The 20,489-nt window shown below is 63.0% G+C and carries 21 protein-coding genes, 3 tRNA genes and 1 pseudogene; 9 read left to right on the top strand and 16 right to left on the bottom strand.

Annotated elements, in window-relative coordinates:
• The 12 genes from V6M61_RS12595 to trpE all read right to left on the bottom strand — a co-directional run.
• Window positions 1–119 (bottom strand): GTP-binding protein (locus V6M61_RS12595; RefSeq protein ID WP_332776921.1); only part of this gene is annotated, 119 nt, incomplete at its 3' end.
• A gap of 88 nt (window positions 120–207) precedes the next feature.
• A tRNA-Thr gene (locus V6M61_RS12590) sits at window positions 208–282 on the bottom strand.
• Between the two features lie 80 nt (window positions 283–362).
• Window positions 363–436, bottom strand: a tRNA-Gly gene (locus tag V6M61_RS12585).
• A 115-nt stretch (window positions 437–551) separates the two neighbouring features.
• Window positions 552–637: transfer RNA gene (locus tag V6M61_RS12580), tRNA-Tyr, on the bottom strand.
• A gap of 43 nt (window positions 638–680) precedes the next feature.
• A complete protein-coding gene (locus V6M61_RS12575; protein WP_332776920.1) occupies window positions 681–1,472 on the bottom strand; it encodes a uracil-DNA glycosylase in 792 nt (263 codons plus the stop codon).
• A gap of 29 nt (window positions 1,473–1,501) precedes the next feature.
• On the bottom strand, window positions 1,502–2,290 hold the full coding sequence (gene trpC / locus V6M61_RS12570; protein WP_332776919.1) for an indole-3-glycerol phosphate synthase TrpC: 789 nt from the start codon (window positions 2,288–2,290) through the stop codon (window positions 1,502–1,504).
• A gap of 21 nt (window positions 2,291–2,311) precedes the next feature.
• Window positions 2,312–3,355, bottom strand: coding sequence for an anthranilate phosphoribosyltransferase (gene trpD / locus V6M61_RS12565; protein ID WP_332776918.1), 1,044 nt, complete (start codon window positions 3,353–3,355; stop codon window positions 2,312–2,314).
• 10 nt (window positions 3,356–3,365) lie between these two features.
• Window positions 3,366–4,091, bottom strand: a complete 726-nt coding sequence (locus tag V6M61_RS12560) for a LysE family translocator (protein ID WP_332776917.1) — start codon at window positions 4,089–4,091, stop codon at window positions 3,366–3,368.
• Entirely contained in the window at window positions 4,084–5,148 is a 1,065-nt protein-coding gene (gene ltaE, locus V6M61_RS12555; protein ID WP_332776916.1) for a low-specificity L-threonine aldolase, read from the bottom strand. Before ltaE ends, V6M61_RS12560 begins: the two co-directional genes overlap by 8 nt.
• Window positions 5,149–5,215: 67 nt before the next feature.
• Entirely contained in the window at window positions 5,216–5,788 is a 573-nt protein-coding gene (locus tag V6M61_RS12550) for an aminodeoxychorismate/anthranilate synthase component II (RefSeq protein ID WP_332776915.1), read from the bottom strand.
• Window positions 5,785–6,102, bottom strand: a complete 318-nt coding sequence (locus V6M61_RS12545) for a chorismate mutase (protein ID WP_332776914.1) — start codon at window positions 6,100–6,102, stop codon at window positions 5,785–5,787. Before V6M61_RS12545 ends, V6M61_RS12550 begins: the two co-directional genes overlap by 4 nt.
• Window positions 6,099–7,610 carry an anthranilate synthase component I gene (trpE, locus tag V6M61_RS12540; RefSeq protein ID WP_332776913.1) on the bottom strand — a complete coding sequence of 504 codons (1,512 nt, stop codon included), beginning with the start codon at window positions 7,608–7,610 and terminating at the stop codon, window positions 6,099–6,101. The genes V6M61_RS12545 and trpE overlap by 4 nt, the downstream gene beginning before the upstream one ends.
• 435 nt (window positions 7,611–8,045) lie before the next feature.
• On the opposite strand from trpE, the gene V6M61_RS12535 reads away from it, so the two are divergent.
• Window positions 8,046–8,633 (top strand): chalcone isomerase family protein, encoded by a 588-nt coding sequence (locus V6M61_RS12535; RefSeq protein ID WP_332776912.1) that lies wholly within the window; start codon window positions 8,046–8,048, stop codon window positions 8,631–8,633.
• 56 nt (window positions 8,634–8,689) lie between these two features.
• On the opposite strand, the gene gph is transcribed toward V6M61_RS12535, so the two are convergent.
• Both gph and rpe read right to left on the bottom strand, forming a co-directional pair.
• Window positions 8,690–9,403, bottom strand: coding sequence for a phosphoglycolate phosphatase (gph, locus tag V6M61_RS12530; protein WP_332776911.1), 714 nt, complete (start codon window positions 9,401–9,403; stop codon window positions 8,690–8,692).
• Window positions 9,404–9,428: 25 nt separating this feature from the next.
• The gene (gene rpe / locus V6M61_RS12525; RefSeq protein ID WP_332776910.1) at window positions 9,429–10,121 is read right to left on the bottom strand and encodes a ribulose-phosphate 3-epimerase; all 693 of its coding nucleotides are present in this window, start codon (window positions 10,119–10,121) and stop codon (window positions 9,429–9,431) included.
• A gap of 124 nt (window positions 10,122–10,245) precedes the next feature.
• On the opposite strand from rpe, the gene apaG reads away from it, so the two are divergent.
• The 5 genes from apaG to thiL all read left to right on the top strand — a co-directional run bounded on the left by apaG (window position 10,246) and on the right by thiL (window position 16,220).
• A complete protein-coding gene (apaG, locus tag V6M61_RS12520; RefSeq protein ID WP_332776909.1) occupies window positions 10,246–10,641 on the top strand; it encodes a Co2+/Mg2+ efflux protein ApaG in 396 nt (131 codons plus the stop codon).
• Between the two features lie 10 nt (window positions 10,642–10,651).
• The gene (locus tag V6M61_RS12515; RefSeq protein ID WP_332776908.1) at window positions 10,652–12,607 is read left to right on the top strand and encodes a site-specific recombinase; all 1,956 of its coding nucleotides are present in this window, start codon (window positions 10,652–10,654) and stop codon (window positions 12,605–12,607) included.
• 198 nt (window positions 12,608–12,805) lie between these two features.
• The gene (locus V6M61_RS12510; protein ID WP_332776907.1) at window positions 12,806–14,086 is read left to right on the top strand and encodes a cation:proton antiporter; all 1,281 of its coding nucleotides are present in this window, start codon (window positions 12,806–12,808) and stop codon (window positions 14,084–14,086) included.
• Window positions 14,076–15,215 (top strand): YbdK family carboxylate-amine ligase, encoded by a 1,140-nt coding sequence (locus V6M61_RS12505; RefSeq protein ID WP_332776906.1) that lies wholly within the window; start codon window positions 14,076–14,078, stop codon window positions 15,213–15,215. The genes V6M61_RS12510 and V6M61_RS12505 overlap by 11 nt, the downstream gene beginning before the upstream one ends.
• 30 nt (window positions 15,216–15,245) lie before the next feature.
• The gene (thiL, locus tag V6M61_RS12500) at window positions 15,246–16,220 is read left to right on the top strand and encodes a thiamine-phosphate kinase (RefSeq protein ID WP_332776905.1); all 975 of its coding nucleotides are present in this window, start codon (window positions 15,246–15,248) and stop codon (window positions 16,218–16,220) included.
• Between the two features lie 151 nt (window positions 16,221–16,371).
• On the opposite strand, the gene V6M61_RS12495 is transcribed toward thiL, so the two are convergent.
• Window positions 16,372–17,748 (bottom strand): esterase-like activity of phytase family protein, encoded by a 1,377-nt coding sequence (locus tag V6M61_RS12495; protein ID WP_332776904.1) that lies wholly within the window; start codon window positions 17,746–17,748, stop codon window positions 16,372–16,374.
• Window positions 17,749–17,843: 95 nt separating this feature from the next.
• Window positions 17,844–18,794, bottom strand: coding sequence for a LysR family transcriptional regulator (locus tag V6M61_RS12490; protein ID WP_332776903.1), 951 nt, complete (start codon window positions 18,792–18,794; stop codon window positions 17,844–17,846).
• A 116-nt stretch (window positions 18,795–18,910) separates the two neighbouring features.
• On the opposite strand from V6M61_RS12490, the gene V6M61_RS12485 reads away from it, so the two are divergent.
• The 3 genes and pseudogenes from V6M61_RS12485 to V6M61_RS12475 form a co-directional block, all read left to right on the top strand.
• Window positions 18,911–19,894: a Bug family tripartite tricarboxylate transporter substrate binding protein gene (locus V6M61_RS12485; RefSeq protein WP_332776902.1), complete on the top strand. Its 984-nt coding sequence runs from the start codon at window positions 18,911–18,913 to the stop codon at window positions 19,892–19,894.
• Between the two features lie 43 nt (window positions 19,895–19,937).
• The gene (locus tag V6M61_RS12480) at window positions 19,938–20,366 is read left to right on the top strand and encodes a DoxX family protein (RefSeq protein WP_332776901.1); all 429 of its coding nucleotides are present in this window, start codon (window positions 19,938–19,940) and stop codon (window positions 20,364–20,366) included.
• Window positions 20,367–20,368: 2 nt separating this feature from the next.
• Window positions 20,369–20,489: pseudogene (locus tag V6M61_RS12475) on the top strand (fumarylacetoacetate hydrolase family protein); the annotation flags it as partial.

Raw genomic sequence — 20,489 nt, 5'->3', positions numbered from 1 at the left:
AATTTGGAGGCGAGCACGGTCGTGATCGCTGCCGTCAGGGTCGTCTTGCCGTGGTCCACGTGGCCGATCGTGCCTACGTTGACGTGCGGCTTGGTCCGCTCAAATTTGCCTTTTGCCATTTTTCAACTCCGAGAAGTTACAAAACCTAATTAACTTAACACCAGCGCCAGCCGCAACACAAACCTTGCACCGCACCAACTCAAAATATGGTGCCCATGGCGGGAATCGGACCCGCGACCTCTCCCTTACCAAGGGAGTGCTCTACCACTGAGCCACATGGGCTGAACTCAAAATCTCTTCAAAAATCCCTGACTGCGACATCGACCAGCAAAACCAAGCAGCCACACCATAAATACGCCTTATGGAGCGGGAGACGGGAATCGAACCCGCGTCATTAGCTTGGAAGGCTAGGGTTCTACCATTGAACTACTCCCGCGCAGCTCTGCCAATTCAACTCGCAACCTCACTATTCACGCAAGCCCAAAACGCTTAAAACACCTTGCGGTGACACGTCTTTGAACCCGCCGCTTGGCCAAAATCCTCAAAAAATCTGGTGGATGAGGCTGGATTCGAACCAGCGTAGGCGTTAGCCAACAGATTTACAGTCTGCCCCCTTTAGCCACTCGGGCACCCATCCATCAAGCGAACCTCGGATTATGCCACGGTTTTGTGAATTTTGACTACCACGCTATCTCTTTTCTGCGGTGCTCGCGCAACCAGGCGTTGGCCCGGCTGAAATGACCGCAGCCGATGAAGGGTTGCGGAGGGCGCAAAGCCGACAAAGGCGAGGGGTGATTGGCGCTCAAGACCAGATGCCGCGCCTCGTCGATCAGGGCGCGCTTGGCCTGGGCGTGCGCGCCCCAGAGCATGAAAATCACCGGCTCGGCCTGCCCGGAAACCGTCTGGATCAGGGCATCGGTCAGCACCTCCCAGCCTTGCCGGGCATGGCTGGCGGGCTGGCCGTCTTCCACCGTCAGACAGGCGTTGAGCAGCAGCACCCCCTGGCGCGCCCAGCGCTCCAGCGAACCGCTGGCCGCCGGTGCAAGCTGCAACGCCGGATCGCGGGCCAGCTCCTTGAACATATTGCGCAGGCTGGGCGGAATTTTCACGCCCTCGGGCACTGAAAAAGCCAGCCCATGCGCCTGCCCGCGCCCATGGTAGGGGTCTTGCCCCAAAATCACGACACTAACATCGGCCAGCGGCGTCAGCTCCAGCGCCCGAAACGGTTGCGGCGGATACACCACCGCCCCCGCCGCCAGCCGCCCGGCCAGAAAGGCCGCCAGCTGCCGGCCCGCGGCACCGGCCAGAAAAGGCTGCAGCACCGGCTGCCAGTCTGGGCTAACCGGCCATTGGACGGGGCTCCAGCCGGTCAGTTGCGACCCCGCAACAGCCAAGCCTGATGTCAAGCCCGCTGCCAAACCCGGCAAAGCCTCATTTTCAAAGGCCAGATTGGCCTGAACCCCTTGTTTCATGTGCGCAAGCAGCTATTAAATCAATAGCATCAAAAGAACAGCTTGGCCAGCGCCGCGCCCGGATCGTCGGCCCGCATGAAGGCCTCGCCGACCAAAAATGCATGGACTTTCGCCTCACGCAGGCGCTTCACGTCGGCCGGGGTGGCAATCCCCGATTCGGTGACCAGCAGGCGGTCCGCCGGGACATCTCTGAGCAGGTCCAGCGTGGTGTCCAGCGAGACCTCGAAGGTCTTGAGGTTGCGGTTGTTGATGCCCAGCAGCGGGGTTTTGAGCTTGAGCGCGCGCTCCAGTTCGGCCGCATCGTGCACCTCGACCAGCACCGCCATGCCCAGCGACAAGGCCAGCGCCTCCAGCGCCTTCATTTGCGCGTCGTCGAGACAGGCGGCGATCAGCAAAATGCAGTCCGCGCCCATGGCCCGCGCCTCGTAGACCTGGTAGGCGTCCACCATGAAGTCCTTGCGCAGCACCGGCAGGTCGCAGGAGGCCCGGGCCTGCTTGAGGTAGTCCACGCTGCCTTGAAAAAATTGTTTGTCAGTGAGCACCGACAAACAGGCAGCGCCGTGCTCTGCATAGCTCTGGGCGATGTCTGCCGGAATGAAGTCAGCCCGCAGCACGCCTTTGGACGGGCTGGCTTTCTTGATTTCGGCAATCACGGCGGGCTGGCCGGCGGCGATCTTGGTGCGCAGGGCGCCCACAAAATCACGCGTCAGCACGCGCGACTCGGCGTCTTCGCGCATGGCCGCCAGCGGTTTGCGTTTGAGCGCCGCGGCGATTTCTTCGCGCTTGACGGCAATGATCTGGTTCAGGATGTCAGACATACAACTTTCGGGCGGCGATGGTCACGCCGCCAGGGATTGGGAGGTGGAAATGAGCTGCAGCAGCCGGGCCTTGGCCGCGCCGGACTCGATCACGCCGCGCGCCAGCTGCACCCCGGCTTTCATCGAGTCGGTCACATTGGCCGCATACAGCGCGGCGCCCGCGTTCAGGGTCACGATGTCGCGCGCCGCACCGGCCTGGTTGTCGAGCACGCTCATGAGCATGGCTTTTGACTGTTCGGGCGTTTCGACCCGCAGCGCGCGGTTGCTGGCCATGGGCAGGTCAAAGTCTTCGGGGTGGATTTCGTACTCGGTGATCTCGCCGTTTTTGAGCTCGCCGACCACGGTCGCGGCGCCCAGGCTCACCTCGTCCATGCCGTCCTTGCCGTAGACCACCAGCGCATGCTCGGCGCCCAGGCGCTGCAGGGCACGGACCTGGATGCCGACCAGGTCGGGGTGGAACACGCCCATCAGGATGTTGGGGGCGCCGGCCGGGTTGGTCAGCGGGCCCAGGATGTTGAAAATGGTGCGCACGCCCAGCTCCTTGCGCACCGGCGCCACGTTTTTCATGGCCGGGTGGTGGTTGGGCGCAAACATGAAGCCGACGCCGACCTGCTCAATGCATTTGGCAATCGCCTCCGGCGGCAGGTTGATGTTGAGCCCCAGGCTTTCCAGCACGTCGGCGCTGCCCGACTTGCTGCTGACGCTGCGCCCGCCGTGCTTGCTGACCTTGGCGCCGGCCGCGGCCGCCACAAACATGGAGCAGGTCGAGATGTTGAAGGTGTGCGAGCCGTCGCCGCCGGTGCCCACGATGTCGACCAGATGGGTTTTGTCCGCCACGTTGACCTTGGTGGAAAACTCGCGCATGACCTGCGCGGCGGCGGTGATCTCGCCAATGGTTTCCTTCTTGACGCGCAGGCCGGTGATCAGCGCCGCCATCATGACCGGCGACATCTCGCCGCTCATGATCAGCCGCATGATGTGCAGCATCTCGTCGTGAAAGATCTCGCGGTGCTCGATGGTGCGCTGCAGCGCTTCCTGGGGGGTGATTTTGTGGGTGCTCGGCATGGCGGTCTCCTTACTTGCTCGGATTGTCGGACAAAGCCAGCTTCAGGCCAAAGCCGATGAACATGAGGCCAGCCACGCGGTCCAGCCAGACAAATATGCCCCCACGCTTGGCACTACGTGCCGGCGCTGCCCCCCGAGGGGGCTCGCCCGCCTCGGGAGCGGCCCAGCGGCGGTCGGCCGCGCTCAAGCGCCGGGCCATCCAGGCGGCGGCCAGCGCCCAGCCCGAATTGACAGGGATGGCGTTGAGGTTGAACAGCACGCCCAGCAGCGCGAAAGCCAGGGCCTTGTTCCCGGTGTCAGGCGAAATGAACTGCGGCACAAACGCCAGGAAAAAGATCGCCACTTTGGGGTTCAGCACATTGGTCCAGAAGCCCCCTATGAACACCGCCTTCAGGTGGCGCTGCGGCTCGCTGGCGGCCACAGCGGTCAGATCGGTCGTAACCTGCGGGGCCCTGGAGAACAGGATTTTGATACCGATCCACAGCAGGTAGGCTGCGCCTATCCACTTGAGCACGGTAAAGGCGGTGGCCGAGGTGGCAAGCAGCGCGCTGACGCCTACGGCCGCCGCGAAGATGTGGACGAAGCAGCCGGCCGTGATGCCCAGGCCGGCAACCATGCCGGCGCGAGCGCCCGAGCGCAGCGAATTGGTCACGATGTAAAGCACGTCGGGGCCCGGCGTCAGGTTGAGCAGCCAGCCGGCCGCGATGAAAAGCAACAGGTGTTGAAAGTCAGGCATGGCTTGATCCTCTGGGATTGAAAAATTGACGGATGACCGCCACGGCGCGGTCCACGCCCGCGGCGTCCACATCCAGGTGCGTGACAAAACGCAGGCGATACAGGCCCGTGGCCGCAATGCCGTGATCGGCCAGATGTTTGAGCAGGGCCGCGGATTGCTCCCTGGCTGCGCCCGTCAGGTCAACAAACACGATGTTGGTCTGCGGCGCTTCGACCTGCAAGCCCTCAATCCCCGCCAAGCCGTCAGCCAGACGCTTGGCCAGCGCGTGGTCTTGCGCCAGCCGCGCGATGTGGTGGTCCAGCGCATGCGAGGCCGCCGCCGCCAGCACACCCGCCTGACGCATGCCGCCACCCGCCATCTTGCGGATGCGGTGGGCTCGCGCGATGAAGTCGCGCGAGCCGCACAGCGCCGAGCCGACGGGCGCGCCCAAGCCCTTGCTGAAGCAGACCGACACGCTGTCAAAGCATTGCGCGATCCGGCGCGCTTCTGCCATGGGGCCAGCGCCAGTTTGCGCCGCTTGCGCCACGGCGGCATTGAACAGGCGCGCGCCGTCCAGATGCCGACTCAGGCCCCGGCTTTTGGCAAGTCCGGTGGCCTGCTGCAGATAGTCGAAGGGCAACAGCTTGCCGCCCAGCGTGTTTTCCAGCGCCAGCAGGCGGGTGCGGGCAAAATGCGCGTCGTCGGGCTTGATGGCGGCTTCGATGTCAGCCAGCGCCAGCGTGCCGTCGGCCTGGTGGTTCAGCGGCTGCGGCTGCACGCTGCCGAACACCGCCGCACCGCCGCCTTCCCAGCGGTAGGCATGGGCCAACTGGCCGACGATGTACTCGTCGCCGCGCTGGCAGTGGGAAAGAATGGCGCAGAGGTTGCTCTGCGTGCCGGTGGGTACGAACAGCGCGGCCTCAAAACCCAGCAGGCCGGCGATTTTTTCCTGCAGCGCGTTGACGCTGGGGTCGCCTGCAAACACATCGTCGCCCAGCGGGGCCGCCAGCATCGCGGCACGCATGGCCTCGGTGGGCTGCGTGACGGTATCGCTTCTCAGGTCAACAGTCTTGGTCATTTTGGCCTCTAGCCCTTATGTAATAGGCGCAAACAGCTATGTTTTTGATAGCAAAAACCCGTTGCCGCTACGCGCGCTGCTCCAGAAAGTTCTTCAGCATGGCATGGCCGTGCTCGGTCAGGATCGATTCAGGGTGAAACTGCACGCCCTGAATCGGCAGCGTCTTGTGGCGCACGCCCATGATTTCACCATCGTCGGTCCAGGCCGTCACGGCCAGCACCTCGGGGCAGGACGATTTCTCGATCGCCAGCGAGTGGTAGCGGTTGACGGTGAACTGCGCCGGCAGCCCGGCAAACACGCCCTCTTGCGTGGTCGTGATCACGCTGGTCTTGCCGTGCATCAGTTGCTGGGCGCGGATGATCTTGCCGCCAAAGGCCGCGCCTATGCTCTGGTGGCCCAGGCAGACGCCCAGGATAGGCAGCTTGCCGGCGAAATGCTGGATCGCCGCCACCGAAATGCCGGCCTCGGCCGGCGAGCAGGGGCCGGGCGAGAGCACCAGACGGTCCGGCCGACGTTCTGCAATGCCCTCGACCGTGATCTCGTCGTTGCGGAAGACTTCAACCTCAGCTCCCAACTCGCCGAAATACTGGACGATGTTGTAGGTGAAAGAGTCGTAGTTGTCGATCATCAGGAGTTTCATGATCCAGCCCCTTCTTTCAGCCGCGTGAACTCGCCACGCTCAAACTCGATGAATGCGTCAATCATGGCGCGGTAGGTTGCTTCCATCACCGCCTCGGGGGCGCCGCGCTCGCGCGCCATCGCCTTGACGCGGTCGACGATGAAGTCGATGCGCTGCTGGTCATGCACTTGGTCGGCACGCTGCTTGATGCGCGCCGCCTGGGCCACATAGCCGCTGCGCTCGGCCAGCAGGGCCACGATGCGATCGTCAAGCGCATCGATGTGCTGGCGCACCTCGGCCATGGTCTCGCAGTGCTGGACAGTCGCCTTGTTCATTCCAGGCCCTCCTCGACCAGTTCGCTGGCGCGCAACAAGGCGCGCGCCTTGGCTTCGGTTTCTTTCCACTCCAGCTCGGGCACCGAATCCGCCACAATACCAGCCGCCGCCTGCACATAGAGCGTCTGGTCCTTGATGATGCCGGTGCGGATGGCGATCGCCACGTCCATGTCGCCCGCGTAGCTGAGGTAGCCGCAGGCGCCGCCGTACAGGCCGCGCTTGGTCGGCTCGAGCTGGTCGATCAACTCCATCGCATGCACCTTGGGCGCGCCGCTCAGCGTGCCGGCCGGAAAGGTGGCCTTGAGCACGTCCATGCTGGTCATGCCATCGAGCAGCACGCCTTCGACGTTGCTCACGATGTGCATCACATGGCTGTAGCGCTCGACCGCAAACGCTTCCGTCACCTGGACCGTGCCGGTCTTGGCGATGCGGCCAATGTCGTTGCGTGCCAGGTCGATCAGCATGACATGCTCGGCCCGCTCTTTCGGGTCGTTGATCAACTCCTGCTCGACCGCCTTGTCGGCCTCGAGTGACGAGGCGCGCGGCCGCGTGCCGGCCAGCGGGCGGATGGTGATTTTCTGCTCGTCGCGGCCATCCACCATGATTTTTTCCTGCCGCACCAGAATCTCGGGCGAGGCCCCCACCACATGGAAATCACCGAAGTGGTAGTAATACATGTAGGGCGAGGGATTGAGCGAGCGCAGCGCGCGGTACAGCGACAGCGGCGACTCGGTGTAGCGCTTCTTGATGCGCTGGCCGACCTGCACCTGCATGAAGTCGCCGGCGGCAATCAGCTCCTTGGCCCGCTCCACGGCAGCGATGTAGTCGGCCTTGGCAAAGTCGCGCTCGGCCGGAAAGCCCTGCGAGGGTTTGACCACCGGCGCACTGACCGAGTACTTGAGCTGCTCCTTGAGCTCGCGCAGGCGCTTTTTGGCATTCGCGTAAGCCTCGCTCTGGGCCGGGTCGGCGTAGACAATCAGATAAAGCTTGCCCGACAGGTTGTCGATGACGGCCAGTTCCTCGCACTGCAGCAGCAAGATGTCGGGACAGCCCAGCGTGTCGGGCGGACAGGACTTCTCGAGCTTTTTCTCGATGTAGCGCACCGTGTCGTAGCCAAAGTAGCCCGCCAGGCCACCGCAAAAGCGCGGCAGGCCCGGACGCAACGCCACCCTGAAGCGCTTCTGGTAGTCAGCGATGAAGTCCAGCGGGTTTTGCCGGGAGGTTTCAACCACCTGCCCGTCTTTCACGACCTCGGTGAGCGCATCGACACCAAACCCGCTGGCGCGCACCAGCGTACGGGCCGGCAGGCCAATGAAACTGTAGCGGCCAAAGCGCTCACCGCCCACCACCGACTCCAGCAGAAAGCTGAATTTACCGCCCCCCTTGGAGTGCGCCAGTTTCAGGTAGAGCGAGAGCGGGGTTTCGAGGTCGGCGAACGCCTCCGTCATCAAAGGAATGCGGTTATAGCCCTGCTGGGCCAGACTTTTGAATTCGAGTTCAGTAATCACGATGGGGTCCTTCACCAGGGGCCAACGCGTTGTTGACGTCGCCACCTGTCATTCAAAACGCCCCGAGGTGCGGGGCCGGGGTGCTCTTTGCGAAAAGCCAAGAGCGCATCAAAACCGGGATGGCGCAGGGACTGAGGAGATACACGGGCCAGGCAAAGCTGCTGCCTCGTGGACGCTTCAGGCGTGCGCGAGATGACAGGTACGCCAGGGCCAGGCTCCCCGGTCGCCACAACCTGTTTGAATGATGCGATGAATGAACATGAAGCCCAAAGTGTAGCAAAGACCAGGACTCTCCCGCCCAACGGGAGCAATTCGCAAGAACTAGTACTAATGCTCATCTCGCAAACCCTCTTGCAAGGGGGAGGCAGCCGACTTGACAATGAGTTTGCAAAAAAGAACGCTCGTTCTATTTCAAGAATCATTTTGGAGGCTTTCATGACTTTGATGAAGCGATGCATCGCAGGCTTGGCTGGTTTGACCTTGTCGCTGGGCGTCCTGGCCGCTCCGATTGAGATTTCGGGCATCAAGCTCGATGATCCGGTCGAGGTTCGCGGCACGAAACTCCAGCTCAACGGTGCAGGCGTTCGCTACAAGGCGGTGTTCAAGGTGTATGTAGCCGGTTTGTACCTCGGCAAGAAAGCGTCCACCCCCGAAGAAGTATTGGCCATGCCGGGCCCCAAACGCTTCAGCATCACCATGCTGCGCGACATTGACTCCAACGAACTGGGCAAATTGTTCACGCGCGGCGTGGAAGACAACGCCCCCAAAGGCGAAATGTCCAAACTGGTCCCCGGCCTGATCAGGATGGGGCAGATTTTTTCCGACCAGAAAAAACTGCTGACCGGCGAATCCATCCTGATCGAATGGGTGCCAGGCACCGGCACCGTCATCACCGCCAAGGGCAAGCAGCAAGGCGAGCCCTTCAAGGAGGTTGAATTTTTCAACGCCCTGATGCGCATCTGGCTGGGCCCCCAGCCCGCAGACTGGAAGCTCAAGGACGCACTGCTGGGCAAGCCCGCCTGATCCTCGGCCTGACTTTCATGACGATTAACGGGGCGCAAGCCCCGTTATCGTTGATGTCAGCTTATATTGGCCAGCGCAATGTCGGCCAGCGAATCGACAAAACCATCGGCGTCCACCGCACGCACCGGCTCACCGTGGTTGTAGCCGTAGGTCACCAGCACCACCGGGCAACCAGCCGCACGCGCGGCTTGGGCATCGTTGCTGGAGTCACCGATCATCAGCGTACGCGCCGGTGGCGCGCCCAGCGCCTCACAGGTTTTGAGCAGCGGCATGGGGTGTGGCTTCTTGCGCTCGAATGAATCCCCGCCAAACACCGCGCCGAAAAAACCGTCCAGCCCCTTGAGCTTGAGCAGCGGCCGGGCAAACGCCGCCGGCTTGTTGGTCAGGCAGGCCAGCTTGAGCCCCGACTGCTGGAGCTGCCGCAAACCCTCCAGCACGCCCGGGTAGACCACCGAATGCCGGCCGTTGATGGCGTCGTAATGCCGCTGGTAACTGGCAAACGCCGCCGTGAAAAGCGCTTCGCTTTTGATAGCTACCTGCGCAGTATCCGCTTGGGTCAGGACGTGATTTAGCACTGAGCTGACGAGGTGTTCCGAGCCCTTGCCGACCATGCGCTCGACCGCCTTCGCGTTAAGCTGGCGGCCCACCAGCCCGGGCTCGGCATGCTGGCGCGACAGCTCAGCCAGCATCAGGTTAAGAGCCGCCACAAAGTCGCCCAGGGTGTCCACCATGGTGCCGTCGAGATCGACCATCGCGGCTTCAAAACGCATGCTCACAGTACCGTCACCCAACGCATTATTTCGCCAGCTCCAGCCGCATAGCATCAATCACGCCCTTGTAGTCAGGCTTGCCGAAAATCGCGCTGCCGGCCACAAAGGTATCGGCCCCGGCAGCGGCCACGCGGGCAATGTTGTCAGTCTTGATGCCGCCATCCACTTCGAGCCGGATGTCCTTGCCCGAAGCGTCGATGCGCTTGCGCGCCTCTTCGATCTTGCGCAGGGCCGATTCGATGAAGCTTTGGCCGCCGAAGCCGGGGTTGACGCTCATGATGAGGATCAGGTCGATGTCCTCGATCACCCAGTCGAGCACATCCAGAGGCTCTGCCGGGTTGAACGCCAGCCCGGCTTTGCAGCCCTTGGCCTTGATCGCCTGCACGCTGCGGTGCACGTGGGCGGAAGCTTCGGGGTGAAAGCTGATCAGGTCGGCGCCCGCGTCGGCAAAACCGGCGGCCAGTGCATCGACCGGCTGCACCATCAGATGCACATCAATCGGCACCGCCGTGCCGCCGGCTGTTTTGGCATGCGGCTTGAGGCCCTGGCACACCATGGGCCCGAAGGTCAGGTTGGGCACGTAATGGTTGTCCATCACGTCAAAATGGATCCAGTCGGCGCCTGCCGCAATGACGGTCTTGAGCTCTTCGCCCAGGCGGGCAAAATCGGCAGACAGGATGGACGGCGCAATACGGTAGGGGGGCTTCGGTTTACTCATTCCCGAATTGTCGCAGCAAGCCCGGCGATCTGTCCGTCACCCCCCAAAACCACCTAAGCGACCGGGGCGGCCGGGGTAGTGCAGGCGTCGGGCGGTTAACATGGGTGCAACCGTTTTCAAAGCCATGCCGAAATACCAATTTTTCTGCGAAGTCATCCCGCAATACCTGCCCGAACAGTCGGCGCCGCAAGACCATGTCTATGGGTTTTCCTATACCGTCACGGTCACCAACACGGGCGAGGTGACCGCCCAGCTGATTTCGCGCCACTGGATCATCAACGACGCCAAGGGCCACACCGAAGAGGTCAAGGGGCTGGGCGTGGTCGGCCACCAGCCGCTGCTCAAACCCGGCGAATCTTTCCAGTACACCAGCGGCTGCCGCCTGCGCACGCCCAGCGGCACCATGCACGGCAGCTATTTCTGTGTGGCGGAAGACGGTGAGCGCTTTGAGGCGGCTATCCCCATGTTTGTGCTGGAAGCCGGCCCCGGCGGCAACCCTGCCGGCCGCGTGCTGCATTGAACCTCGGCGCATGAAATACCTGCCCCAGCTGCTGGCCAGGCTGGACCCGGATGCCGATCTGGCCGCGCGCCATATCTGGCTGATCCGGCTGTTTGAGTGGATTCGCGGTAACCAGGCCGCGCCGCAAGCCGCCGTGGCGCGGGTGCAGCAATTCATCGAAACGGTCGAAGCCCAACCGGAGCTGCAGGCACGCCTGCAGGCCTGGTGGCAAACGCTGATCCAGACGGTGGACATCACCACCTTGCTGGCGGATTTCGGCTTCGCGCCGCGCACCGCCTTTGTCAGCGAACTCGCAGAGCGCCTGCGCCGCAAGCTGCTGCCCGCCACGCCCGAGACCATCGATGCGTCCGAGCTGTTTTCACTGGTCACGCCCACACGCTTTGACGCCCAATGGCTCAATGCGCTGGACGATGCGCAGATCGGCCGCCTGACCGGCCTGCTGTCAGCCAGCGGCGCCATGCACAAGCTGCACTGGCAATACAGCCTGCTTGACGCCATCACCTACTGCTCGGCGCAAATCCGCGCCTCCGGCTTTGCCCCGGAGTTGCGGCTTCGCATGAGCCGGCAGGAGCACAACACCCGGGCGTTTCACGCGCTGCCGTCCGATGTGGAAGCGCTGCGTGCGATTTTTTTCCGGCCCGAGCGCGATGAAGCCGAGCTGGCAACTGCCGTGCTGCAATACCGCGAGCGGCTCGATGCCTGCCGCCGGGCCATCAACAGCATCTACGCACATCTGGAGGAACACGGTATTTCAGTCGGCCTGGTGTTTCGCTTGCGCCAACTGCGCTCGCGCATGCTGCGCGTGCGCGAGCTGCTTGACTGCCTGCTGTCGCCCACCCCCGCGGCGGCGGCCATCAAGCTGCTGGCGCGCATGGTCAACGTGGGCCAGGACACCAAAAGCATACGCGCGCTGATCAGCGCCAACTCGACCCTGCTGGCCGCCAAAATGGCCGAGCGCAGTGCCGAGACCGGCGAGAACTACATCACCCGCAACCGTGCCGAGTACAAGGACATGCTGGGTAATGCCATGGGCGGCGGCGCCCTGACGGCGCTGACCACCCTGCTCAAGTTCATGGTGGTGGCCGTTGGCTTGTCCGCTTTCTGGAGCGGTTTCTGGGCCGGCCTGGTTTACGCCGGCAGTTTTGTGCTGATCCAGCTGCTGCATTTCACGCTGGCCACCAAACAGCCGGCCATGACGGCCCCGGCCATGGCCGCCAAGCTCAAGGAGCTGGACTCCAGCCAGGCCATCACCGAGTTTGTCGATGAGGTCACGCATCTGGTTCGCTCGCAGGTGGCGGCTGTCTTTGGCAATGTCTTCATGGTGTTCCCGGCGGTGCTGCTCATCAACGCCCTGGTGCAGCTGGTCGCAGGTCGCGCCATGATCAGCGTCAAGGAGGCGCAGCATGTCTTCGAGACGCTGACGCTGCTCGGCCCCACGCTGATGTGGGCGGCTTTTACAGGCATCGTGCTGTTCACCGCCAGCCTGATCGCGGGCTGGGTCGAAAACTGGTTTGTGCTGCACCGGCTGGACTCGGCCATGCGCTACAACCCGCGCTTTACCAGCGTGCTGGGTGCGGCCCGTGCCGCGCGCTGGGCCCGGTTCATGCGCGACCACATTTCCGGCTTTGCCTCGAACATCTCGCTGGGCTTCATGCTGGGCCTGATTCCGGCCTTCACCGGCTTTTTTGGCTTCGAGCTCGAAGTGCGGCATGTCACCCTGTCCACCGGCCAGCTGGCAGCCGCCGGAGCGGCGATAGGCCTGGACGCACTGCGGCAGCCGGCGCTGTGGTGGTGCCTGGCGGCCATTCCCCTGATTGGCGCACTGAACCTGGGTGTGAGTTTTTACTTCGCATTTCGACTGGCGTTGCAAGCCCATAACGTCAGCGGGGTCGACCGTGCACGCATTCGCGCCGCCATCTGGGCGCGCTGGCGCAGCCATCCGCGGCGTTTTTTCTTTCCCGACTGAACACTGACGTACGGTCAGCGAATTTCAGCCCTTGTCCTACATGCGAATTTTGTGAGTGCATGTAAATTATTGAAAGACCGCAGACGCTTTTCACATCCGGCTCCCAGCCTCCAGGCTTCTCAGGCGAAGCCGTGAACAAGCACCTTCCTGGCCCTCGGGCAAGGCATCCTCTTGACACAAGAAGGGAGACGAACCCGCATGAACGAAATCATGGCCATCTGGGCCGAATGGATCAAACCATCGGCTGGCCTGCCTACCGTGCAATGGTCCATTTTGCTGGCGCTGGCTGCTGCCGCCGGCCATCTGCTGCAACGCTACACCGGCTTGCCCAAGGTGGTGGGTTATTCCGCCATCGGCGCGCTGGCCGGCTTGGCCGGCTTCACCGGCGCTGTGTGGCCCCTGCAGGGCATCGGGCTGTTTCTGCTGGAACTGGGCGTTGCCGTCGTGCTGTTCGAAGCCGGCGGGCGCGTTCCCTTGCGCTGGTTCCGCCACAACCCGATGGTGCTGGTGCAAAGCCTGCTCGAATCGGCCCTGACCTTTGGCGCCGTTTACTGGGTGCTCAGCCAACTGGAGGTGCGAAGCGTGGTGGCCGAACCGCTGGCCCTGCTGGCCATGGCCGCCTCGCCCGCCGTGCTGTCGCGGGTGGTGATGGACACCCGTGCTTCGGGGCCGGTGACCGAACGGGCGCTGGTGCTCTCGACCCTGAGCACCTTGTATGCCCTGACCTTTTGCAGCGCGCGGGCCGGCATGATGCACCGCGGCGAGCAATACCTGAGCGAAACGTTTTACCCGGTGCTGGTGGTGCTGGGCCTGTCGGTCGTGGTGGGGGCGGTGCTGGCGCTGACGCTGCGCACGGCGCTGCGGGTGATGAGCCCCACCAGCGAGAACACCGCCATCCTGCTCCTGACCCTGATCGCAGCGGGCGCCGCGCTGGCCGCGCACTTTGGCGGCTCGGCGCCGCTGGCGGCCCTGCTTGGCGGCATGCTGCTCAAGCAACTCAACCCGCGCCCCTGGTCCTGGCCGCGGCAGATGGGCACGGCGTCTTCGATGCTGACCATGCTGATGTTCGTGCTGGTGTCCGTGGTGGCCGCGCAGGCCGACTGGAGCGGCCAGGTCGCCGGCCTGGTGGCAGTACTGCTCGCCGCACGTGGCGCGGCCAAATTTGTCGGGGTCGCGCTGGGCAATGTGGGCACCGGGGCCAGCTGGAAGCAGGCCTTGTGGGTCGGCTGCGCAATGTGGCCGATGTCATCGGTGGCCTTGCTGCTGGTCTCGCAGTTTGTCGTCGCGTCAAGCTCGCTGGGCCCGCGCATCGCCAGCATTGCCCTGCCCGCGATTTTGCTGATGGAAGTGCTGGGGGCGATCCTGGCCACCGTGGCCATCTACAAGGCCGGTGAAAGTTCAAAACCCTGGGGGCCGGTGTCGCTGGGCGCCCAGGCCGGGGATAGCCGTGACCAGGCAGGAGAAACACATGGCGCTTGAGCCCTTCCACCAATCTGCCGCCCTGTCGCTGGGCGTGGAGCTGGAGCTGCAGCTCGTCAACACGCACGACTACGACCTGGCCCCCTATGCCGAGGACATGCTGCGCCTGATGCACAAGACCCCGCTGCCCGGCGCCGTGGTGCCCGAGATGACCTCGAGCATGATCGAAATCTCCACCGGCGTCTGCCACTCGTCGTCGGAAGTGCTGGGCCAGCTTTCGCAAATCCGCGACGCCCTGGTCAAAAGCGCTGACAAGCTCAATATCGCCGTGGTCGGCGGCGGCACGCACCCGTTTCAGCAATGGCACGAGCGGCGCATTTACGACAAGCCGCGCTTTCGCGAACTGTCCGAGCTGTATGGCTACCTGTCCAAGCAGTTCACGATTTTTGGCCAGCATGTGCATGTGGGCTGCCCCGATGCCGACACGGCCCTGCTCACGCTGCACCGCATGTCGCGCTACATTCCGCACTTCATTGCGCTGTCGGCCTCAAGCCCGTATGTGCAGGGGCAGGACACGGCGTTTGACTCGGCACGGCTCAATTCGGTGTTTGCCTTTCCGCTGTCGGGCCGCGCCCCGTTTGCGCTGACCTGGGACGACTTCACCGAGTACTTCAACAAGATGACACGCACCGGCGTGGTCAAGAGCATGAAGGATTTTTACTGGGACATCCGGCCCAAGCCCGAGTACGGCACCATCGAGATCCGCGTGTTCGACACCCCGCTCACGGTGGAGCGCGCCGCCGCGCTGGCTGGCTACGTGCAGTCGCTGGCCGCCTGGTTCATGCAGGACCAGCCCTTCATGCCCACCGAAGACGACTACCTGGTCTACACCTACAACCGCTTCCAGGCCTGCCGCTTCGGCATGGATGCGGTGTATGTCGACCCGGCCACCGGCGAGCACATGCCGCTGCGCGAGCACATTCTGCTGACCATGAACCAGATCGAACGCCATGCCACGGCCGTCGATGCCGGCGCCCCCCTGCACATGCTGCGCAGCTGCGTGGAGCGGGCCGACAACGATGCCCGCTGGCTGCGCGAACGGCAGAGCCAGGAGCGGTTGCTGGCCGAAGTGATCCGGCAGGCGGCGCAGAAATTTCGCGGTGGCATGACGCACGCCCAGCAGGCCTAAGGGCCGGTTTTTTGCGTATGCTCTGCCCATATGGGTGAATTCGATCTGATTGCGCGCTATTTCACACGCCCCACGGCCAAAGCGGTTCTGGGCGTGGGAGATGATTGCGCGCTGCTGCAGCCTGCAGCGGGCATGCAGTTGGCCATTTCCAGCGACATGCTGGTCGAAGGCCAGCATTTTTTTGCCAACGTCGACCCGGGCGCATTGGGCCACAAGGCGCTGGCGGTCAACCTGAGCGACCTGGCCGCCTGCGGTGCGAAACCGCTGGCCTTCACGCTGGCGCTGGCCCTGCCCCGCGCTGACGAGGCCTGGCTGGCGCCGTTTTCGCGCGGGCTGCTGGCACTGGCCGATGCCCATGGCTGCGAGCTGGTGGGCGGCGACACGACGCAAGGGCCGCTCAATATCTGCATCACCGTGTTCGGCGAGGTGCCCCAGGGCCAGGCCCTGCTGCGCTCCGGCGCCCAGGAAGGGGATGACCTTTATGTGAGCGGCACGCTGGGCGATGCGCGGCTGGCGCTTGAAACGATGCGCGGCACGGTCGTACTGCCGGCCGCATTGCTCGAGCAAGCCAAGAGCCGGCTTGAACAGCCCACGCCACGGGTCGCGCTGGGCCAGGCGCTGCGCGGCGTGGCCTCTGCGGCGATTGACGTGAGTGACGGTTTGCTCGGTGACCTGCAACACATCCTGCGGGCGTCCGGCGCGGGCGCCACCATCGACGCCTCAATTGCTATTAATTTAATAGCTGCTTGCGCTCACACTTCCTGGGCTACAGGCATTATTTCCTTTGAACAGCAGCTCGAGTACGTGTTGGCAGGTGGTGACGACTACGAGCTGGCTTTCACGGCGCCGGTATCTGCACGTAACGCGGTGCTGGCGGCTTCGCAGCAGGCGCAAACCCCGGTCACACGCATCGGCAGCATTGAGAAAGAACCCGGCTTGCGGCTGGTCGATACCCAGGGCCAGGCGCTGACCCGACACTTTTCATCATTTGATCATTTCGCCTGAAGCAGGTTGAAAGAAAAAGCGGGCCGCGGCCCGCTTTTTCATCTCCTTCGGGTCTTCTTTTCTTATATTTTCCGCAGGGCCGCCCCAAGGAAAATTAGCCCCCTCGGGGGGCAGCGCATTACGCGAAGCGAAAAGCGTGGGGGCCAGTCAATCACCTGGCTTCAACCAGCGCGCGAATGTCCAGCAAGGTCAGCTCGTTGTCGTCCGGCTTGCCAAGGGCGCGGCCTGACGAGTAGGGAAAGTTGTTGTCATTGACCAGCACGATGTGCGTGGCGTCCACAATCGCCAGCCCTTCGGGGCCCAGATGCGGCAGCACAAAGCTGGCTTCGTTGGGGCCCAGTTTGGCCAGGCGCTTGGGGTTGGCGATGCGCGTGAGGTCGATGTAGGCGACCTTGCGCACAAAGCCCTCGGCGTCCGGGCTTGAGAGGTCAATCTTGTAGACGCGCTTGAAGCGTGCCGGCCGCGTGAAGCAGTCGGTGCGTGCCTCGCTGGGGCAGGCCGGGGACTGGCCTTCCGTGGCATCGTCGCGCTCGATCACCAGGCCCGTGCTCGCATCGAGCATCTGGAAGTCGGCGGCCACATTGCCAATCTCCTCGAGCAGATACTTCCACTGCTTGCCGGTGTAGCGGCGCGTGGCCACGTCCACCTCCATGATTCGCACATAGGTTTTGTCGCCTATTTTTTCGACGCTCTTGCTGGCCGCGTCATACAGCGGGCCTTCAAACATCGGGTAAACCTTGCTGCCGTCAACCGATTTGGCCATGGACTCAAAGCCATTGGAACGGCGCACCTCAAACAGTGCCTCGCTCGGCAGATTGGGCAAACGCCCCTGCATGTAGTGATCAGGAGAAGCCAGCGTTTTGCCGCTGACCGTGGCCTCGATCACGCCCAGCACGCGGCCCTGCTGGTCCGTGCGCAGGATGTAGGGGCCAAATTCGTCGCCGATCCACCATTCATTGCCCACCACCTGAATCGACTCGGGATCGAAATCAATCCCGGTCAGGTAACGGCGCTGGGTGTTTTCATTCTGGATATGAAAAGGCACGAGCTTTTTCGGATCGCTCAAAAAGGTGGTGCTGCGGCGGGCCACCTGGCCTTTGCTCCAGTTGACCGTCATGTGGTGCACCATCAGCAGGGCGTCCTGCGAATTGACCTTGTTGCCAAAGCCGTTGTCGGTCAGCACCAGAAACTCATTGCCGCCCAGGGACACCATACCCGAAAAGCCCTGCACCGACTGCCCCTTGATGGGCAGCGTGCCGCCCGAAGCACGCGGGTACTTGGAGTCGCCCACGAAGGTGTTGGCGCTTTCGCTGCCCAGTTGCTCGTTGCGCTGGCGCTTGCCGTTGGCAAATTTGCCGGCCGTGGCAAAAAATGCACCCGCATCGCGCGGTGCGGCCACCGCCGACGTGGCGGCCAGCGTCGCGTGGCCGGCCAGTCTGGCTTCAACCGCAGTTTGCGCCTGGGCCAGGCCCGGCAGCATGACCAGCGCCGACACTGTCAAGGCGCTCAATTTCCAGAAAACCGACATGCTCATCCTCCAAGTTAGTGGCTGGACTGTGCATGGGCTGTGTGAAACTGGTATGACAGCGTCACGACTTGCCCCCCGCGGAGAGCTGGTGCGCGTCACCGGCGAGTAGTGGCCCTGTCACCCCGGCTTACCGGCCGCTGCTCGGCGCTCCACTTGTGCTGCGCGACGTAGACAAACAGAAAATCGGCAAACCCCTGGGCGGCCGGCGACAGCGGGCGGTCTTTCTTGGTCAATACATGAAACTTCCGGCTGAGCTCAGGCGCAAGCAGTGGGCGCGTCTGCAGCCGGTAGAGTTTTAGCAGCGAGGCGGCATACGGCAGGCAGGTCGTCACTCCAAGCCCCGCACTCACCATGCTGAGCGCCGTCGTCATGAAGGCAACCTCCACGCTTGGGTTTAGCGTCAACTTGCTGGACGATGCCTGCAGGTCGGCACTGAGCATCTGGGTGTATTCGCCTTGCAGGGAAATCAGGGGATGCCGCACGATGTCCGCCCAGGTAACGCGCTTGAGCTTGCCGAGCGGGTGCCCCGGCGGGAACACGGCAACAAATGGCATTTCAAACAGCATTTGAGCGGCGATTTCCTGCGACGCGTGGCGTTCCGGCCCGATAGCGAAGTCGACTTCACCGCTGTGCACTTTAGACAGCACCCCCTCCACCACGGAATCCGAAAGGCGAACCTGAACTTCGGGATATTTCTCGTTGAAAGCCGCGATGGCCTCGGGCATCAACGTGCAAGCCATCAGCTGCGGCACGGCAACCCGGACAACACCGGTCTTCAACGCTTTCAGGTCGGCGATGGCGTGCAGCGCCTCGTCAAGGTCTTGCAGGATGCGGGCGGCCAGGGGCAGGAACTCGCCGCCGACCTCCGACAGCTGGACTTTGCGCGTGCTGCGGTACACGACCTGCACGCCCAGCGCCTGCTCCAGCTCCTTGATCAGCCCGCTCAGTGCCGATTGCGTGATGTGCAGTTTGCCTGCGGCACCGGTGAAGCTTGCAAACTTGGCAATGGCCACAAAAGCGCGCAACTGGCGCAAGGTCACATTCATCGGATAACCTAATATATTGATCAGAAAAAGTTGATTGAATAATAGATCAAGCCGCTCTCTAATGGCAACGGTTTCAAAAACGACTAGCGTTTTCACCCACGCACATGGAGACAACTATGCTTCGCTTGAATTTCTGGGTCCGGCGCGCCATGCTATGGGCCGCCATCGCGGCAACGGCCGGGGCCCAAGCCCAAGTTCAGAATTTCCCCAACAAACCCGTCAAATGGATCGTTGGCTACCCCGCCGGGGGCGGCTCGGACTTTCTGGCACGCACCATCGCAGCACAAATATCGGTGCAAATGGGCCAGCAGGTCATCATCGACAACCGCCCCGGAGCTGGCGCCAGCATCGGCGCCGAAGCGGCGGCCAGATCCCCGGGCGATGGCTACACACTCTTCACGGCGGACAATGGGGTGCTGGTCTACAACCCGGCGCTGTACAAAAAGTTGCCGTATGACCCGGCCCGCGATTTCGCGCCCCTTGGCCTGATGGCGCGCGCGCCGCTGCTGATCGTGGCCGCCCCCAATGCCGGCATAGGGAACGCACGGGAGTTGCTGGACACCTTGAAGAAAAACCCCGGCAAGCTGAGCTACGGCTCACCAGGCAACGGTAGCCCGCACCATCTGGCGATGGAGCTTTTCAAGAGCCGAACCGGAGCTTTCGTGGTACACGTTCCCTACCGCGGGGCGGCGCCCGCGCTGCAGGATGTGATGGGCGGCCAGATACCGCTGATGATGGTGGATACTTCGAGCGCCATGAGCGCCATCAAGGCTGGCAAGCTGGTGCCGCTGGCGCTGCTGTCGGGCAAGCGCATCCCACAACTGCCCGACGTGCCCACCATGGTCGAACTTGGCTACAAGGAGGTGGAAGCCTACGCATGGCAAGGTTTGGTCGTTCCCAGCAGCACGCCCAGGGACATTCAGCGCAAGCTTTCGCTGGAAATGCAGGCTGCCGTCAACCATCCGGCGGTTCGCAAGAAACTCGCTGAAGCCGCATGGGAAGCCGTACCCAGCGATGAAACCCTGATGTCCGTGTACACCGTCGCCGAAACGCAGAAGTGGCACAAACTGATCCGCGAGCGCGGCATCACGCTGGAATAACGGCTTGCCAATACCATCCTTTAAAAACACAACGGAGACTTCAATGAACCGCAACAACCTACCCCTCCATCTCCTTGCCGCGCGTGCGCTGCTGGGCAGCTTGTTCCTGGTGTCGGGCCTCGGCAAGATCGGGCGCTTTGCCGCCGTGGCCGGCTTCATGACATCGAAAGGCCTGCCCGCCGCCGAACTGATGCTCCTGGCCACGATTGCTCTTGAGGTGGCTGGTGGCTTGGCATTGATCGTCGGATGGCGAGTCCGGTACGCCGCATGGGCCTTGCTGGTCTTCACGGGTCTGGCAGCCGTGATCTTTCACGCCTTCTGGGCCGCGGAGACCCCGGCATACCAGAACCAGCTGAACCACTTCCTGAAGAACGTCGCCATCATGGGCGGCCTGCTTTGCATTGGTGCGGCGGGCGCAGGGGACTGGAGTCTTGACGGGCGCATGCGCAGTCAAGGCCTCCCAAACGCCTGACGATGAAACTCGCAACATATAAAGACGGCTCGCGCGACGGCCAACTGGTGGTTGTGTCCCGCGACCTGTCGACGGCTCATTATGCGACGGGCATCGCCAGCCGGCTGCAGCAGGTGCTCGACG

Origin of the sequence: Polaromonas sp. (assembly GCF_036676035.1) — a bacterium.
Lineage (GTDB): Bacteria > Pseudomonadota > Gammaproteobacteria > Burkholderiales > Burkholderiaceae_C > Polaromonas.
The sequence above is the reverse complement of the archived record's forward strand: the minus strand, read 5'-3'. Positions and strand labels throughout refer to the sequence as shown.

Bases quoted from the DNA above. Each gene is read 5' to 3' on its own strand.
- V6M61_RS12575 (WP_332776920.1), bottom strand. From the start codon at position 1,472: ATGAAACAAGGGGTTCAGGCCAATCTGGCCTTTGAAAATGAGGCTTTG.
- trpC (WP_332776919.1), bottom strand. From the start codon at position 2,290: ATGTCTGACATCCTGAACCAGATCATTGCCGTCAAGCGCGAAGAAATC.
- trpD (WP_332776918.1), bottom strand. From the start codon at position 3,355: ATGCCGAGCACCCACAAAATCACCCCCCAGGAAGCGCTGCAGCGCACC.
- V6M61_RS12560 (WP_332776917.1), bottom strand. From the start codon at position 4,091: ATGCCTGACTTTCAACACCTGTTGCTTTTCATCGCGGCCGGCTGGCTG.
- ltaE (WP_332776916.1), bottom strand. From the start codon at position 5,148: ATGACCAAGACTGTTGACCTGAGAAGCGATACCGTCACGCAGCCCACC.
- V6M61_RS12550 (WP_332776915.1), bottom strand. From the start codon at position 5,788: ATGAAACTCCTGATGATCGACAACTACGACTCTTTCACCTACAACATC.
- V6M61_RS12545 (WP_332776914.1), bottom strand. From the start codon at position 6,102: ATGAACAAGGCGACTGTCCAGCACTGCGAGACCATGGCCGAGGTGCGC.
- V6M61_RS12535 (WP_332776912.1), top strand. From the start codon at position 8,046: ATGACTTTGATGAAGCGATGCATCGCAGGCTTGGCTGGTTTGACCTTG.
- gph (WP_332776911.1), bottom strand. From the start codon at position 9,403: ATGCGTTTTGAAGCCGCGATGGTCGATCTCGACGGCACCATGGTGGAC.
- rpe (WP_332776910.1), bottom strand. From the start codon at position 10,121: ATGAGTAAACCGAAGCCCCCCTACCGTATTGCGCCGTCCATCCTGTCT.
- apaG (WP_332776909.1), top strand. From the start codon at position 10,246: ATGCCGAAATACCAATTTTTCTGCGAAGTCATCCCGCAATACCTGCCC.
- V6M61_RS12515 (WP_332776908.1), top strand. From the start codon at position 10,652: ATGAAATACCTGCCCCAGCTGCTGGCCAGGCTGGACCCGGATGCCGAT.
- V6M61_RS12510 (WP_332776907.1), top strand. From the start codon at position 12,806: ATGAACGAAATCATGGCCATCTGGGCCGAATGGATCAAACCATCGGCT.
- V6M61_RS12505 (WP_332776906.1), top strand. From the start codon at position 14,076: ATGGCGCTTGAGCCCTTCCACCAATCTGCCGCCCTGTCGCTGGGCGTG.
- thiL (WP_332776905.1), top strand. From the start codon at position 15,246: ATGGGTGAATTCGATCTGATTGCGCGCTATTTCACACGCCCCACGGCC.
- V6M61_RS12495 (WP_332776904.1), bottom strand. From the start codon at position 17,748: ATGTCGGTTTTCTGGAAATTGAGCGCCTTGACAGTGTCGGCGCTGGTC.
- V6M61_RS12490 (WP_332776903.1), bottom strand. From the start codon at position 18,794: ATGAATGTGACCTTGCGCCAGTTGCGCGCTTTTGTGGCCATTGCCAAG.
- V6M61_RS12485 (WP_332776902.1), top strand. From the start codon at position 18,911: ATGCTTCGCTTGAATTTCTGGGTCCGGCGCGCCATGCTATGGGCCGCC.
- V6M61_RS12480 (WP_332776901.1), top strand. From the start codon at position 19,938: ATGAACCGCAACAACCTACCCCTCCATCTCCTTGCCGCGCGTGCGCTG.